This window comes from Aeromonas finlandensis (assembly GCF_000764645.1).
Classification (GTDB): Bacteria; Pseudomonadota; Gammaproteobacteria; order Enterobacterales; family Aeromonadaceae; genus Aeromonas; species Aeromonas finlandensis.
The window spans coordinates 1-918 of the sequence record NZ_JRGK01000022.1; the positions used below are offsets into that span (position 1 = coordinate 1).

General features: G+C 62.3%; 1 protein-coding gene. It reads left to right on the forward strand.

Annotated features, from left to right (window positions below):
- A partial coding sequence (locus LD28_RS23330; protein WP_033135328.1) for an immunoglobulin-like domain-containing protein occupies positions 1-918 on the forward strand: 918 nt, incomplete at both ends.

The window sequence follows — 918 nt, forward strand, 5'->3', positions numbered from 1 at the left end:
GTCAATGGCTTGCCGGTGAGTGGCCACAATGGCCTGAGTTTCACCCTGAGCAACGGCCAGACCATCACTGTTGCGGCGGGCCAGACCAGCGGCAGCGTGAGCGTGACCGCAGGGGATGATGTTTACACTGGTGGCCAGGCTGACCTGAGCGCCAAGTTGACCGGGGTGAGCGGTGCGGACAAGTTTGAGCAACTGACGCTGGGCAAAGAGACGGTGACCACCAAGGTGACCGACGAGCCCAGCGGGGAAGGCGACAAGGTCTCGGTGACCATCGAGAGCAATGGCGACGTGACCGAGGCCGACAAGCCGGTGTTTACCGTCAAGGTGAGTCAGGTGCTGGGCAGCGACCTGACCGTCAAGCTGAGCAACGGCGACAGCGTGGTGATCCTGGCTGGCAAGACCAGCGCGACGTACAGCCCGGCGGCGCAGGGTGATGACGTGTTCAAGGATGGCGAGACCCTGACCGTGGGTCTGAAGGATGCGGTGGTTGACGGCAAGAGCTTTGAAAACCTGGTACTGGGTGGCGATGCCACGGTCACTATCAGCGATACCGTGAGTGAAGTGGTAGCCACCCTGACAGCAGACAAGAGCAGCGTGGCCGAAGGGGGGCAGGTGACTTACACCGTGACCCTGAGCACCGTCAATGGCTTGCCGGTGAGTGGCCACAATGGCCTGAGTTTCACCCTGAGCAACGGCCAGACCATCACTGTTGCGGCGGGCCAGACCAGCGGCAGCGTGAGCGTGACCGCAGGGGATGATGTTTACACTGGTGGCCAGGCTGACCTGAGCGCCAAGTTGACCGGGGTGAGCGGTGCGGACAAGTTTGAGCAACTGACGCTGGGCAAAGAGACGGTGACCACCAAGGTGACCGACGAGCCCAGCGGGGAAGGCGACAAGGTCTCGGTGACCATCGAGAGC